15 protein-coding genes are annotated in these 14345 nt (G+C 73.6%); 3 read left to right on the top strand and 12 right to left on the bottom strand.

Going from position 1 to position 14345, the window contains the following annotated elements:
* Positions 1 to 17: 17 nt before the first annotated feature.
* The 11 genes from IE170_RS28075 to IE170_RS28025 form a co-directional block, all read right to left on the bottom strand.
* The gene (locus IE170_RS28075) at positions 18 to 1595 is read right to left on the bottom strand and encodes a transporter (RefSeq protein WP_189812264.1); all 1578 of its coding nucleotides are present in this window, start codon (positions 1593 to 1595) and stop codon (positions 18 to 20) included.
* Positions 1571 to 2368: an ABC transporter ATP-binding protein gene (locus IE170_RS28070; RefSeq protein WP_189812263.1), complete on the bottom strand. Its 798-nt coding sequence runs from the start codon at positions 2366 to 2368 to the stop codon at positions 1571 to 1573. Before IE170_RS28070 ends, IE170_RS28075 begins: the two co-directional genes overlap by 25 nt.
* An 85-nt stretch (positions 2369 to 2453) precedes the next feature.
* On the bottom strand, positions 2454 to 3467 hold the full coding sequence (locus tag IE170_RS33275) for a T3SS effector HopA1 family protein (RefSeq protein ID WP_189812262.1): 1014 nt from the start codon (positions 3465 to 3467) through the stop codon (positions 2454 to 2456).
* Positions 3464 to 4609 carry a class V lanthionine synthetase subunit LxmK gene (gene lxmK / locus IE170_RS32980; RefSeq protein ID WP_229885234.1) on the bottom strand — a complete coding sequence of 382 codons (1146 nt, stop codon included), beginning with the start codon at positions 4607 to 4609 and terminating at the stop codon, positions 3464 to 3466. The genes IE170_RS33275 and lxmK overlap by 4 nt, the downstream gene beginning before the upstream one ends.
* Entirely contained in the window at positions 4606 to 7305 is a 2700-nt protein-coding gene (locus IE170_RS28055; RefSeq protein WP_189812260.1) for a M16 family metallopeptidase, read from the bottom strand. Before IE170_RS28055 ends, lxmK begins: the two co-directional genes overlap by 4 nt.
* The gene (locus IE170_RS28050) at positions 7302 to 8210 is read right to left on the bottom strand and encodes a hypothetical protein (protein ID WP_189812259.1); all 909 of its coding nucleotides are present in this window, start codon (positions 8208 to 8210) and stop codon (positions 7302 to 7304) included. Before IE170_RS28050 ends, IE170_RS28055 begins: the two co-directional genes overlap by 4 nt.
* A complete protein-coding gene (locus IE170_RS28045) occupies positions 8207 to 8845 on the bottom strand; it encodes a flavoprotein (protein ID WP_189812258.1) in 639 nt (212 codons plus the stop codon). The genes IE170_RS28050 and IE170_RS28045 overlap by 4 nt, the downstream gene beginning before the upstream one ends.
* Positions 8846 to 8850: 5 nt before the next feature.
* Positions 8851 to 9816, bottom strand: a complete 966-nt coding sequence (locus IE170_RS28040; protein WP_189812257.1) for an LLM class flavin-dependent oxidoreductase — start codon at positions 9814 to 9816, stop codon at positions 8851 to 8853.
* Between the two features lie 174 nt (positions 9817 to 9990).
* Positions 9991 to 10176: an LxmA leader domain family RiPP gene (locus IE170_RS28035; protein ID WP_125543401.1), complete on the bottom strand. Its 186-nt coding sequence runs from the start codon at positions 10174 to 10176 to the stop codon at positions 9991 to 9993.
* A gap of 56 nt (positions 10177 to 10232) precedes the next feature.
* On the bottom strand, positions 10233 to 10622 hold the full coding sequence (locus IE170_RS28030; RefSeq protein ID WP_189812300.1) for a helix-turn-helix domain-containing protein: 390 nt from the start codon (positions 10620 to 10622) through the stop codon (positions 10233 to 10235).
* A gap of 214 nt (positions 10623 to 10836) precedes the next feature.
* Positions 10837 to 11244 carry a RidA family protein gene (locus IE170_RS28025; RefSeq protein WP_189812256.1) on the bottom strand — a complete coding sequence of 136 codons (408 nt, stop codon included), beginning with the start codon at positions 11242 to 11244 and terminating at the stop codon, positions 10837 to 10839.
* Positions 11245 to 11353: 109 nt separating this feature from the next.
* On the opposite strand from IE170_RS28025, the gene IE170_RS28020 reads away from it, so the two are divergent.
* From IE170_RS28020 to IE170_RS28010, 3 genes are all read left to right on the top strand, one after another.
* A complete protein-coding gene (locus IE170_RS28020) occupies positions 11354 to 11734 on the top strand; it encodes a winged helix-turn-helix transcriptional regulator (protein WP_189812255.1) in 381 nt (126 codons plus the stop codon).
* 357 nt (positions 11735 to 12091) lie between these two features.
* A complete protein-coding gene (locus IE170_RS28015) occupies positions 12092 to 12505 on the top strand; it encodes an NUDIX hydrolase (protein ID WP_189812254.1) in 414 nt (137 codons plus the stop codon).
* Positions 12506 to 12585: 80 nt separating this feature from the next.
* Positions 12586 to 13023, top strand: coding sequence for an NUDIX hydrolase (locus IE170_RS28010; RefSeq protein ID WP_189812253.1), 438 nt, complete (start codon positions 12586 to 12588; stop codon positions 13021 to 13023).
* 324 nt (positions 13024 to 13347) lie between these two features.
* Here the strand turns inward: IE170_RS28010 and IE170_RS28005 are convergent, their stop codons facing one another.
* On the bottom strand, positions 13348 to 14286 hold the full coding sequence (locus IE170_RS28005) for an alpha/beta fold hydrolase (RefSeq protein ID WP_189812252.1): 939 nt from the start codon (positions 14284 to 14286) through the stop codon (positions 13348 to 13350).
* Positions 14287 to 14345 lie beyond the last annotated feature (59 nt).

Genomic DNA, 14345 nt, shown 5'->3' with positions numbered 1-14345 from the left:
TTCGTCCGGTCGGTGGGTCAGGACATCCGCAGGGTGGTGAGGATCTCGGGCGCCTTGTCGAACAGGCGCCGTCCCATGGTGCGCAGGGTGACCAGGACGGCCAGCAGGCCGTACGCCGTACCCAGGGGCAGCAGCAGCCACAAGAAGACGGAGCCGTTCAGCGCGATCGCGCCCGCGATCACCGGGACGACCGCCACCACGCCGAGGATGGAGCTGAGGAAATTCGCCAGGTGGTAGCCGCCGCTCTGGCCGGGCGCACTCACGCTCCACGGGTCCTCGGGGTACGGGTAGGGGTGGAACACGCTGATGGCCATGCCCATCGCGAAGGTCACCCCGAGCAGCGCGAAGCTGACCCCGAGCGCGGCCGCGAGCTGGTCGGTGCGCCCGGAGACGAGGGCGACGCCGGTGGCGACGGCGGTGAGCCACGGCGCGATGACCACCAGCTGGGGGAGCAGCCGGCCGACGAGTTCGGCGCGGGCGTGCGCCACGGTGCGCAGCGTCGCGACGTTGCTCCAGATCGCGGAGCCGTCGAGTGCGAACAGCACGCCGGGGACGGTCAGTCCGAAGACCCAGGCGCCGCCGACGGCGGCGTACGGGGTCCGCATGCCGACCGCCGCCATCACGACCGGGAACAGCAGGGCGTACGCCAGTGCCGCGATCATCGTCATCCGGTGCCGCGGCGACCGTGCGAAGGCGCTGAACTGGTGGTGGGCGACGAGCAGGGTCCGGCTGGAGGTGAGCAGCCGGGCCCGCAGTCCCGTCGTCCGGCCCGCCCGGACCTTGACGGCCTGGGCAGTGGATGAGTCCGTCGTGGTCATCAACCGGGCCAGGGAGGCGTGCCACCACACCATCAGCAGCGCGATCAGGGCGGCGGTGCCCGCCAGTTCGAGCAGGGCGGTGGCGGTCCTGCCGTCGGCGGCGGCCCGGATCGCGTCGGCCGGCCAGCCCGGCGGCGTCCAGCGCAGGACCCGTACGACGAGGGGCGGCAGGGCGAGCCCCGAGCCGGCGGTGGTCAGCAGCAGGTAGGCGGCGTAGCCGCCGACCGCGGTCAGTACGCCGCCGAGGGCGGCGGCGTCCTTGCCGCGCCGACCGGTCAGCGCGCGGGCGAACGAGGCCAGGAGGGCCCGGGAGGCGACCACGCACAGCAGCAGCATCAGCGGAACGGCGAGGACGGTGACCAACGCGGCGGAGAAGCTGCCCAACGCGCCCTCGGCGGCGCCGACGACCGCTCCGGTGATCAGGACCAGCGTGCACAGCGGCCCCGGGCCGATGAGCGCGGAGGCGGTGGCCCCGGCGATCAGGCGGCGCGGCCGGACGGGCAGTACGGCGAGCCGGGTCGGATCCGAGCTCTCGTCGCCACCCGCCCCGAAGGACAGCGGCAGCACCAGCCAGGCGACGGCCAGCCCGGCGAAGGCCAGGACGGCGACATCGGGCGCGTCCGGCTCGCCTTGGCCCAGGGCCAGGCCCACCGCCGCGTAGCAGGCCCCGGCCACACTGATGACGGTGCCGGCGACGAACCCCACGGCACGGGCGGTACTGCGGCGCAGACTGCTGCGCAGGAGGGCGAGTTTCAGCCCGACGAAGACCCCAACCATGCGAGGCTCCCTCCCTTCGCCTTGCCGGCCGGGGTGCCGACCAGTTCCATGAAGCGCTCGTTCAGGCTCCGGCCGGCCCGCACCTCGTCGAGCGTGCCGTCGGCGATCACACGGCCCTTCGCCAGGATGGCGACGTGGGTGCACAGGGCGGCCACCAGCTCCATGACGTGGCTGGAGAAGACCACCGTCGAGCCGGTCGCGGTGTACTGGCGCAGTACCTCGCGGATGGTCTCGGCCGACACCGGGTCGACGCTCTCGAAGGGTTCGTCGAGGAAGAGGACCGGCGGGTTGTGCAGCAGTGCGGCCGCCAGGCCGATCTTCTTGCGCATGCCGGTGGAGTAGTCGACGACCAGTTTGTCGCCGGCCTCGGTGAGGCCGAGCACGTCGAGCAGTTCCTCGGCGCGCGCCTCGGTGTCGGGGGCCGGCAGCTCCCGCAGACGTCCCGTGTAGCGCAGCAGCTCCCGTCCCGACAGCCGCTCGAACAGGCGCAGGCCGTCGGGGAGGATGCCGATGCGGTGCTTGGCCTCGTACGGGTCCTGCCAGACGTCGTACCCGGCGACCGTCACGGTGCCCGCGTCAGGCCGGAGCAGGCCGGTGATCATGGACAGGCTGGTGGTCTTGCCGGCGCCGTTGGGGCCGACCAGGCCGTAGAAGCTGCCCCGGGGGATGGTGAGGTCGACTCCTTCGACGGCGACCTTGCCGTCGAATTCCTTGCGGAGCCCGCGCACTTCCACGGCCGCCGGGACCGCGTCTCCTTCGGGGGGGTGTTGCATGGTGCTGCCTTCCGCCTGGGTGGGGGGGTGGGGGATGGGAGTCCTACGGGGCCGGCGGCCCGTTCGGCGCGGGCCGCCGGCCCGCTCAGCGGGCGGGGAGGTCCGGAGAGGCCAGGTTCCGGTAGGGGGCGCCCGGGTCGATGCCCGCGCTGCTGAACGCCTCGTGCGCGCTCTCGGAACCGGTCCTGGCCCGTACGGCCGCCTCGGCCAGCGCCGACGCGCGGTGCTGGCCGAAGCTCAGCCCGCCCGCGCCGGGCCGGGGGTCGTCCGGCTCCCAGGCCACGGCCGTGCCGGGCCCGAGCCGGTGGGCGAAGACCGAGGTGTCCGGGCCGGTGCCGGGCAGGGCGCGGACGGCATCGGCGATGGCGTGGCAGGCGCCCCAGGACTCGCTGCCCAGGTAGACGACGAGGGCGTCGCGCCGCGGGTAGTCGGCCGGACCCGACAGGACCTTGGCGTGGTAGCCGGCGCCCGCCGCCTCCAGCTGCTCCAGTACGGTCCCCCAGACCAGCGGGGCGCGTCGGGGTTCGGTGATGTGGACGTAGACCCGGAGCAGTTCGTCGTCGAAGCGCGGTTCGCGGGAGCCCATGGCGTAGAAGAACCCGGGCGAGAGCGCGGGGCGGGCCGGGGAGGCGGGGGAGCGCACCTCGGCGCCGGCGACGAGCGGGCCGTCCGCGGTCAGCCGGTCCACGGGGACCCGGACGCGTACACCGTCCCAGGACACCAGCGCCTCACCGCTGCCCGGTTCCTGCGGGGCCCGGAGCAGGACGCCGGTGCGCTGGATCTCGCGGTGCGGCAGCGCCGCCGCCAGCTCCCGCTCGAAGCCGCGGTCCCGCGGGGCCATGCTCCGGCGGCGGGTGTCCGCCTCGGCTCGGCCCGTGTGGAACACCTCGTACAGCGCCGCCCCCAGCCGCTGCTGGAGTTCGCGGGCGGATTCGCCCCCGATGGTGCGGGGCCCGACGGTGGCGGTGAGGCCGTCGGCGGAGAGGTGGATCCGCGCCAGGGCATCGGCGAGGCCGGGCGCCAGGGGGGAGGCCGGCGCCGGTTCGGCGGTGGCCGGTCCGGGGGCGAGCTGCTCGGTGGGGGCTGCGGCGGTGGTCACGAGGCGTCTCCGAGTCCGACGACGTGGGTGAAGCGGGCGGGGTCGAGCAGGGCCGTGCGGCCGATGCCGGCGGCGGCCCGCTCGATGCCGAGCAGCCGGTTGGAGCGCATGGCCCCGGCCAGCAGCCGGTCCAGCAGGTGCCAGCCCGCGAAGGCGGTGGCGCGCTCGGCCAGGCCCGGATCGGCGTCGGGCCGCGCGTCGCGGTAGCCGCGCCAGAACTCCTGGACGAACGGGCGCAGCCGGGCGATCTTCTCCGCGCCGCGGGCGAGCACGGTCTCGCGCGTCATGGACAGCCCGGCGAAGGCGGCGGTGTCGGCGTCACCGCGGGAGGTGACGATGTCGTGCACCGCGCGGTGCAGCCATTCGCCGGCGAAGCCGCCCACGTCGCGGGCGGGGTCGGCGAGGCGGAACTCCTCCCAGTCGGCCACGTGCAGCCGGCTGTCCGCCCCGGGGTGTCCGCTGATCAGGAACTGGTCCATCCGCAGGTCGCAGTGGGCAGGCACGCGCGGCGCCGCCCGTTCGTCGGCGAGCAGCCGGTGCACCGACCCGATCAGCTGCGCGTCGTTCTGCAGCAGCCGCCAGGTCTCCAGCTCCGCCCCGCTGAACTCCTCGAACGCGGCGGCGGGCAGCGCCTCCAGCAGCTCCGGCGAGGGCATGGCGGGAGTGCTGCGCTCAAGCTGGTCCTGCTGCCGGACCGGGCAGGCGTGCAGCCGCCCGAGGGCGGCGCCGGAGCGGTGGGCGAGTTCCGGTGTGAACTCCTGGTCTGCCATCAGCTCGGCGCCGCTGCGCGCGTCGTGCAGGTACTCGAAGGCGAGCAGCCCGGAGTCCGGGTCGCTGCCCAGCAGTGCGGGTCCGCGCAGTACGCCGGACGGGGCGTTCGCCACCAGGCGTTCGTAGCCGAGCGCGCGGTCCATCCGGGCCCGTACGTCCTCCCGCGGGCCGGTCAGCCGCTTGACGAAGACGCGGGCGCCGCCCGTCGTCCGGCCGGCCCAGGTGTCGTTGCGGCCCTGCAGCGCGGTGAGGTCCGCGCGGTCGAAGGGGCCCGTGCCGATGCGCCGCAACAGGGCGTCGACCTCGGGCGCGGTGTCGAGGTCGACGGGCTGGAAACGGAGTTCGGTGCGGGCGGCGGTGGTGCGGGTCACGGCGTCTCCTCGGCGGGGTCGGCCGCCGGTGTGGCGAGCACTCCGGCATAGGCGGGCTGGGCGAACAGGTGCGCGCAGTCGCGGGCCACCTCGGTGGCCGGGGCCTCGTACAGGGCCTCGGGGAAGCCGACGAGCTCGGCGGTCCGGCGTCCGGCGGCGAGCCAGGCGCTCAGCGCGTCGGCGAGCGAGCCCTGGGTCTGCGGCGTGAGGGCGAACTGGCCCGCGCAGTACCGCCGGGCGGCGTCCACCTCGGCGCCGGTCGGCGGTTCGGTGCCGGCGCGCCGCAGCTCTTCGCGGACCAGGGCGGCGGCCTCGACGGCGCCGACGGGCGGCAGCTGGGCGCGGACCTGGACGAGCGCCCCGGTGCCCGCGTGGTCGCCGAACCGGCCCGCGTACGAGGTGAAGCCGTACGGGGCCTGCGGCGTGCGCAGCGCGGCGAGCCGGGCCCCGGGCTGGCCGCCGCCGAGCACGGCCACCGCCAGCCAGCGGGCGGCGAACGACCCGGCCGGGGGCGGCTCGGGCGTGGCCCACAGCAGGTGGGCGGCGGTCGCGGGCAGGGCCCGGGGCAGGCTCAGCAGCGAGAGGCCCTCGGTGACGGCGGGGAGCCGGGCGTGCGCGCTGTTCGGCGCGCCGAGGGACGAGGCGAGCGGACGTAGGGCGGCGGTCGCCGCCGCGACCCAGACCTCGGGATCGAGGTCGCCGACGGCGGTGAGCTCGATGCCGCCCGCGTACAGCGGTTGGACGGAGGCAGCCTGGGCGGTACCCGCGCCGGGCTCGCCGGCCGGGAGCTGCTGTCGCAGGGCCTGTTCGGCGAGCCAGGCCGGGCTGCTCACCCGGCTTCCCATGCGGGCACGGGCCCGCGGTTCCACGGCGGCGAGTTCGGCGGCCGTGGGCGGGGCGCCGAGCAGGTCGGCGAACAGCACCGGGTCGGGGGCGGGTGCGGGCAGCCAGGCGTCGAGCAGGACGGCGCCGTTCTCCACAGTCGTGGACACGGACCCGTACGCGGGGAACCGGGCCGTCCAGCGGTCGGCGAGGACCAGGGCGAGCCGTTCGCGGCCGGCGGGAGCGGCCGCGCGGGGTGCGGGCAGGCGCAGCCGGAGTTCGACGAGCGGCGCCCGGGTGTCGCGTACGGCGGTCACGGCGGGCACGGCCGGGCGGCCCGCGGCGGGCCCGGTTCCGGCCTCGGCGAATGCGGGCAGCCGCAGCGCGGCCGGGGTGCCGGTGGGGGCGGGAGATACGGAAGAGGCAGCGGGTGCTGCGGTGGTGGGACAGGGAGGGGTGGGAGAGGCAGCGGATGCCGCGGTGCCCCTGGCGTTGGCGGTGCCGGTGGCGTCCGCGGGAGAGGTGGGCGAAGCAGCGCATGCCGCGGTGCCGGCGGGAGTGGCGGTGGCGGGAGTGGCGGGCGCGGGAAGCGGGGCGGCGGCGCGGGCGGCCGCGCCCAGGCCGCGGAAGGGGACCGGGGTGCCGCCCGGGAGCAGCGCCAGCACCGCCCGGTGTCCCGCGGCCAGCGCAGCGGCGGCCTCGCGGACCTCGCCGGCGCCGAGGGCCCGCAGGCGGGCGGGCAGCTCGTCGAGGAGGGACGGCTCGCCGAAGAGGATCTCCAGCCGGCCGAGTGCGCGGGCCCGGGGCCCCGGCCCGTGATGGGCGCGCAGGTGGTCGTCGGCGAGCCGCCGGGCCGCCTGCCGGACGTCGGCGTCGGTGACCTCCGCGACGTCCGTGATGGCGCGCAGCGCCTCGTCCACGCGGTGCAGGGCGGCACGCACCCCGTCCTCGTCGGCGGCGGGCAGGGTGATGACGAGGGTGTCGGGGTCGAGCGCGTCCAGCGGGCCGAAGAATCCGCAGCCCGCGTCGACCGGCGCAACGGCCAGCAGGCGGGCTGCCACGAGCCGGGCGAGGTAGCCGTCGAGGTCGGTCGCAGGGTCGGGCAACCGGTAGCCGAGGCAGACGGCGCCACCGCCGGGCACGGTCCGTACGCTCACCCGGTCCGCGGTGAGCGGGGGTTCGGCCAGGACCGGGCGGTGCGCTGTCCCGGGCCGGCCGGGTCCGGCCGGAACCGCGGCGAAGTGCCGGGTGACGAGGGCGGCGACCTGTTCGGGGTCGTCCGCGCCGCTCACCGTGAGTACGGCGTTGCCGGGGGCGTAGTGCTCGCGGAAGAAGCGGGCGCAGTCCTCGGGGGTCAGGCGGGCGAGGTCGGGCAGGTCGCCGTAGCCGTCGTGGGTGTTGGCCCAGCGGTCGTAGAGCAGTGCGGGCAGCAGAGGCCAGGGCAGGCCGCCGAGCGGAGCGTCGTACACGGCGGCCTTGACCTCGGCCTCGATGCCGTCGAGTTGCTCGGCGAGGGCGTCCGCGGTGAAGCGGGGGGCGCGCATCCGATCGGCCTCGGCGGCCAGCGCGCGCTCCAGGGCCATGGCGGGAACGACGTGGACGTAGTCCGTGTAGTCCTGGTGGGTGGTGCCCTCGGCGGATCCGCCGCCGGCCAGGAGGTCGGCGAAATAGGCGCGGTCGGGGAAGCGTTCGCTGCCCTCGAACATCATGTGTTCCAGCAGGTGTGCGACGCCGGCGCTTCCTTCGGGCTCCGAGCGGAAGCCGACCCCGTAGTGCACCGAGACCGCCGTGAGGCCGCCCGCGGCGGTCGTGTCGATCAGTACGCGCAGCCCGTTGCCGAGGGTCAGCCTGCGTATGCCCGTGCCGTCGGTCATGCGGCCGCCTCCTTGGTGAGGGCGGTGGCGAGCAGGCCGTACAGGCGGGCCCGGCCGGTCGAGGCCGGGATGTACGCAGCCGTGTCGTGCGCGTGCAGCGCGACGCGCAGGGCGGTGCCGTGCAGGTGGTCCTCACGCGCGGCTGCGGCGTCGCCGCCGTAGCCGTCGAAGAGGGCGTCCAGCAGCTGCTGCCAGACCTGCGGGTCGGCGGCGGCGCCCAGCAGCCAGCGGAACTCCAGGAGTTCCCCGGCGAGCCAGCCCAGGTCGTGATGGGGCGGGGCGGCGCACAGGTCTTCGCCCGTCAGGAGCACCGCCGGTGCGGCTCCCGCGGCGGGGAGGAGCGAGCCGAGGCCCGGCGCGCCGTGTGACAGGACGTGGCCGTCCGCGGGGCCGAGGGCTTGCGTCGCCCAGGCGAGCAGGGGGGCCACGGCCGCCTCGCCCAGCAGGTCCGCGGCGGTGGCTCCGCCGGCGGTCGTACGGCCCGACAGCCAGGCGTGGAGCCGGACGACCGCGCGCGCGGGCCGCCGGACCTCCTCGGGGACGGGCCGGCCGTGGAGTGCGGCGAGCAGCGCCCCGACCTCCCTGAGGGTTCCGGTGAGCGCGCTGTGGCCGCCGGGGACTGCATGCGGTCCACCCCCGGTGATGAGCCAGTGGGCCACGGAGTACGGACCGGGGGCGGCGTACGCTCGGGCGCCGTCCGGCGCGGGATCCCCGGTCAGCAGGCGGGCACCCGGGCCGGCGGAGGTCTGCTCGACGAGCTCGCGCAGGCCGGCGCTGAGCGGTGCGAAGGCCTCAGGAGCCCACGCACCGGGCCGGCGCAGCCAGCAGTGGCCGCCGTCGGGCAGGGCGGTGACGGTGGTGGAGAGCAGGCCTGTCGCGAAGGCGTCGACCACGACGCCGCTCATGGCGCCGGCTCCGCCGTGATGCTGCGGTGCAGCGCGGCGAGGCCGTCCACCACATCGGGGAGCGGGGCCGGGGCCCAGCTGTCGGTGCGCCCGGTGGTCAGGCTGAGCGCGGGCACGGGCGGCACGACGACGCAGTTGGGGCGCTCCGCGAGGGCCTCGGCATGGCGGCGGTAGGCATGGCTCTGGGCGCCGCCGGGCGGCAGCGCGGGGGCGACGGCGACGGGTGCCGCCGTGCACTGCGCGGTGAGCAGCGAGGGGCTGTCGGCGAGGCCGAGCGCGAGGCGGGCGGTGTACGAGAACGTCGAGGGGTAGACGAGCACGGCCTCGGCCCAGGCGGTCAGGTCGACGTGCGGGGCGCGCAGCACGGGCTCGTCCGGCCAGGCGTCCACCAGGGTGCGGCGGCCGGTGAGCAGGTTGAGGGCCTCGCGCGTGACGAACCGCTGGGCGCTGCGGGTGAGGACGGTCTGGACCTCCAGGGTGGGGTGGGTGGAGCGCAGCCAGGCGATCGAGGAGGGCAGTTCGGCGGCGGAGACGGAGCCGGTGGCGACGAAGAGGAGCCGGGTGAAACCGAGCCCGGCGGACTCGGTGCGTGCGGCGGAACCGGTGTCCCCGGCGCGCTCGGTGGGGTCGGTCACGGCGGCTACCAGCCGTTCCCGTTGAACAGCGCCTCCAGGTCGCGCAGGACGGCCCGCGGTCCCTCCAACATCCCGACTCCGGCGTTGTTGAGGACCACCTCGTCGGCACCCGCCGCGTGGTACGCGGCGATACCCGCAACCAGTTCGGCGGGGTCGCCGGTGAGGGCTCCCCCCGCGGCGAGCAGGCTCTTGGCGGTCGCCGACGGGTCCTCAGCGTCCACCTCGACGCCGGCGCGGGTCAGCATGTCCCGGTAGTGCGGCGCGGCGAAGTGGTCGGAGCTGCCGGTGCCGAGGACGGCCAGGGTGTTCCTGCCGTCGGCCGCGGCGGCCATGGGGACGATCGACACGACACGCGGCATGGGCCGCCCCGCGGCTTCGGCTCCTTCGCGCAGCGCGGGGACGATGACGTCGCGCACGTACGACGGAGGGGTGAGCCAGGTGATCGCCACGTCGGCGGTCTCCCCGGCGATCCGGGCCATGCCAGGGCGCAGCACCCCGAGGCCCACCTCGACGGGGGGTGCGGGCGAGCGCGGAATGGAGCCGGAGTAGGAGAAGTACGTGCCGCGCTGGTCGACCTCGTCGCCGTCGAGCAGTCCGCGGACGATGTTCAGGTATTCGCGGCAGGCCGTCAGCGGGCTCTTGTAGGGCTCGCCGAGCGCCATGGCCTGGAAGGCGCGTGCACCCGGCCCGAATCCGGCGGTGACCGGGTGACCGGACGCCGCGGCGAGGGTGCGGGCCTCGATGGCGGCTTGGACGGGATGGCGCAGCGGCATCAGCGAGACACCGATCCCGAACGGGACGCGCAGGCCCATTCCGCTCAACTGGGCGAGGAGCTGGTGCTGTTCGTTGAGGAGCACCTGTCCCTGCCAGAGTGCCCGCGCTCCACGCCACTGCACGAACGCGGCGAACGGCGCCGCCTGCTCCGCACGGGTCGGGACGATGGGCAGGAGGACTGAGACACTGCGGCTCATCGCCGGACCTCCGGGAGTCACGGAAGAGGAAGGGCAGGAAAGGACGAAGGTGGGAAAGAATGGGCGGTGCCCGGCCCGGGGCGGACCCCGGGCATGGGCTGTGGCGGCCCTGGGCGCCTTGCCCGCGCCCAGGACCGCTCGGTTCAGCCGTTACCGGCCGCCTCTACTGCCGGATCAGCAGCTGTACTTCCAGGAAGCGGTGCCGGCGGCGACGCTCACCTTGGTGTAGGCGATGGTGGTGAGGGTCGGCGTGATCGCCGGGGCGTCGGCCGACGCCTCGAAGTTCAGCTCGGCGGCGTCGGCGTAGGCCTCGAAGCCACCGACGAGCTCCATGATGTTGACGTTCTCGATCTTCTGCATCGCGCACTCCCGATCATTGGAAACGCCCGCCCCTTGTTCCGGCGGACGTCTCCCAGTCAACAACCATGCGTTGTGGTACGGGTATTGGCCCTTGGTGAGGTGTCCCTTGGGACAATGTCCCCGGTGCAGATGAGCGGATGGTGCAGATGGGCCATCAGTGCGGCTTCGAGCCGGGAACTGACGCCGAGCTTCTCCACGATGCTGGCCACATGGGCCTTCGCGGTCCGCTCCACGATGCCCAGCCGCCGGGCGATGAGCCGGTTGGGCATGCCGTGTCCGAGCAGCGTGAGCACCTGTCGCTCGCGCCCGGTCAGCGTCTCGATCCCCCGTGGATCATTGACGGCGCCGCGCAGTAGTGTGCAGTCGCAGTTTCCCGCGCTGTGCGCGTCCAGTTCCGCGTGCTGGTCAGGCACACGGACGGCGACGGACGCACGACGGGACTCCATGGTGTGCAAAGCAGTCACCCTCCCCCGATGAACTGTCAAACCATGATCGTAAACATCTGGTAACGGGAAGGCAAATCTCGGTACATGAGACAAATCACATGCTAAAGCGGCGCGGAGCGGCATCTGCTGGGGGAGCGGCTGGACCGCCTCGCCGCCGACGGCTGCGGTGCCGGCATGTGGGGACGGCCCGCCGACAGGGATGACGACTGCCTGCTCAGCCGAGCACGGCGGTTGCCTCGATCTCGACCAGGTGGTCGGGTACGTCCAGTGCCGCAACGCCCAGCAGGGAGGCCGGCGGCGCCGCGGTGACGCCCAGCCTCGCGGCCGCCCGACCGAGCCCCTCCATGAGCTGGGGCATCTTGTCGGGGGTCCAGTCGACAACGTAGACGGTCAGTTTCGCCACGTCGCCGAAGGAGCCGCCGACCCCGGCCAGAGCGGTGCCGACGTTGAGGTAGCACTGCTCCACCTGAGCGGCGAGGTCGCCTTCGCCGACCGTGGCACCGTCGGCGTCCCAGGCGACCTGTCCGGCGATGAAGACCAGCTTCGACCCGGTCGCGACCGACACCTGCCGGTAGGCGTCGACTTCCGGCAATCCCTCGGGGTTCACCATGGTGATGGGCATGCTGCCGGCCTCCATTGCTCTCAGAGCAGCTCTCTTGTGGTTACTCGGTGACCGTAGGAGAGTGAGCTCTGACGCGGAAGAACGCACTTTTTGGTGACGGGGGAACCTGATGGGAACCAAGCAGCTCAGCGGCTCACCCGAGGACGCGGACCTCAGGCGGGCGGACTCTCTGGCGCGGGAGATCTTCTCGGACGTCGCCAACAAGTGGGCGCTGCTGATCATCGAGGCTCTGGGGGAGGGCACGCGGCGCTTCAGCGAGCTGCGAAACGAAGTCGAGGGCATCAGCCACAAGATGCTCACCCAGAACCTGCGCATGCTGGAGCGCAACGGTCTGGTCGAGCGGACGGTGCATCCCGTGGTGCCGCCGCGGGTCGAGTACACACTCACCGAGCCGGGTCAGGCCCTGCGGGTGACGATCGACGGATTGTGCGACTGGACACACCGCTACCTCGGTCACATCGACGCCTCCCGCCACCGCTTCGATGCCTGATGGACTGAGGACTCGCTCGCCGCTCGGCGTGGCCCGTCGGCCATTGCAGGCGATTCTCAGGGCTGGGGAGTGGGGTCTGGTCAGGCCTGGTTGACGAGGGGTGCCGGGCATGTGGTCCAGGTTGCCCGCGGCCCCTGCATCGCAGCGCTCCGGGAACGTGTCTGGCTCTCCGTCCGCCGCCACGACGAGCCCGCGCGCCCCGCCCGGCGGCCGGAGTGCGGACGGGAGGGCAGACGCACCGTGAGAGGGCGGGGGCGCCACCGACGTGGCGGCGCACCGGCTGGCTGGACGGCCACCCGGTCCCCATCCTTGCCATACGTTCGTCCCACCCAACCTGGCCGTCCTGGAGGAGTGGAAGTGACCCAGCAGAACGCCGAGGAGCGCCCGGGCGTCGCCGCGGCCGTCGTGGTGCACGAGGGACGCGTCCTCTTGGTGCGGCGTCGCGTAAGCGAGGGCCGGCTCTCCTGGCAGTTCCCCGCCGGCAAGGTCGAGCCTGGCGAAAGCCGGGAAGATGCAGCCGTGCGGGAGGCCCGGGAGGAGACGGGTCTGGTGGTGAAGCCAGTCCAGCTGTTGGGTGAGCGGTTCCACCCGGACACTGGTCGGCTGATGTCCTACACGGCCTGCGAGTTGCTCGGCGGAATCGCGCACGTCGCGGATGCAGACGAGCTGGCCGAAGTCGCCTGGGCAGCCCATGCCGAGATCCCGCAGTACGTCCCGTACGGTCTGTTCGCGCCGGTGCAAGAACACCTCGACGAGACCCTGAACCGTTGACGCCGAAGCCTGTCCGTCATCCTCGGCCGGGACCCGACACCAACGTCCTCATCGACGTCTTCGCAGGGAAGCAGAGCGAAATGATCGAACGAGTCCGCGCCGTCCTCGTCACCACTGACGGCACGATGCTGGTCATCCGCCGCACCAAGCCCGACATGCCTGAGTACTGGGTACTCCCCGGCGGCGGCGTCGAGCCCGGCGACGAATCCCGGGAGGCCGCCCTCCACAGGGAGATCCACGAGGAGATCGCCGGGAAGGCCGACATCGTCCGCCTCCTCCACACCATGGAGTCCGGCGACGAGCGCCAGCTCTTCTACCTCGCCCGCATCGCGACCTGGTCCTTCGAGGACCGCACCGGCCCCGAGTTCAGCGCCGAGGGCCGCGGCGAATACGCGCTGGAGCAGATCCCGCTGACCGTGGAAGGGCTCGGCGGCATCGACCTCAAGCCCGAGGAGATCGCCCACGTCCTGCGTGACGCCATCAGTACCGGAAGCCTCGGGGGCGCGGCAACACTCTGAGTATTCGGCACGTCGACAATCACTGGGGCCGGCACCGGGATGCGTCGCCCCCTCGGGGCGTGCCCACGCGCTGTCGGCCCCGCCCGTGCTTCCCGAGCCGGATGGTGACTGCCTGCTTCCTTGGCAGCGAGCTCGAAGGCCTGCCCGAGCAGCGAAGGCCGGTCCTGGTAGTACCGCCGCCGCACCTGCTCTGACGCGAGAAGGAGCGGGTGGTACGGAGATGGTGCGCCCCCGTGCCTGCTGTTGACCGCCGTTCACCGCCACCTACTGACACGTTGTGGCACGAAGCTGGTGTCGTCGGCGCCGTTTTCCCCTGCCGTAGCCCTATGCGTCGGCCGCTGCGGGGTCGAGGGAGTCGACGTCCTCCATGAAGGAGAGCATCCGGGCGTTGACCACGTCGGGGTGGTCGATCTGCGGGCCGTGGCCGGTCGCGGAGATGATCTCGGCACGGGCTCCGCGTATCAGCCTGGGGACGCGCTCCAGCTGCCGCTTCGGGTGCACGAGCAGGCTGTGTTTGCCCATGATCAGGTAGAGCGGGGTCCGGATGGTCCGCAGCTCGTCCTCGGTCAGGGGCAGGGGCGCGGGGCGGCGGATCCGGTACGCGCGGGCGCCGAGCTGGATCCACGCGCGCATCTCGGGGACGGCGAGGACCGGCTGGTCCAGCCACTTCGCGAGCCGGGGGCGCAGCGCCTTGGGGGCGAAGGTGGCGAACAGGCTCACGAAGACCCAGCCGAAGAAGCGCAGGCCGACCTTCTCCAGCCCGCCGGGGTCGAGGGCGGTGACGGAGGCGAGCCGTCCGGGCCGCAGGTGGGCCTGGTTGAGCACGAGCCAGCCGCCGTACGAGGAGCCGACGAGGTGGACCCGGTCGAGGCCGAGCGCGTCGAGGGCCTCGTCCATCCACTGCGCGGCGCGCTCGGGCTGCCACATGGGCTCGCGGTGGACGCTGCGGTTGGCGTCACCGGGGGTGTCGAGGGCGTAGACAGGGCGGTCGCGGCTGAGCCCGGGGGTGTTGGGATACCACATGGCGGAGGAGTAACCGGCGCCGTGGATCAGGACGATCGGCGTGCGGAACTCGGCGGCGGGGTCCGAGGGCCCGTACCGGTAGACGTGGGTGGTGCCGAAGCTGGTCTCCACATCCGTCTCCGAGCGGGCGGGTGCCCCCATCGCGAAGAGGACGTCGGCGGCGGCGAAGTAGCGGTCGCGCAGGGTGTCGTTGACGTAGCGGCCGACGTCGCGGCGTACACGGGCGGTGTTCTCGGGCACGGCGGTACCTCCGGTGAAGATCCGTTCTTCGTGGTACGACCGTATCACCAATATGGTAC

It is taken from the genome of Streptomyces toxytricini (genome assembly GCF_014649915.1).
Taxonomy (GTDB): Bacteria; Actinomycetota; Actinomycetes; order Streptomycetales; family Streptomycetaceae; genus Streptomyces; species Streptomyces toxytricini.
Note: the sequence above shows the minus strand (reverse complement) of the source record. Positions and strands in the feature narration are given on the sequence as shown.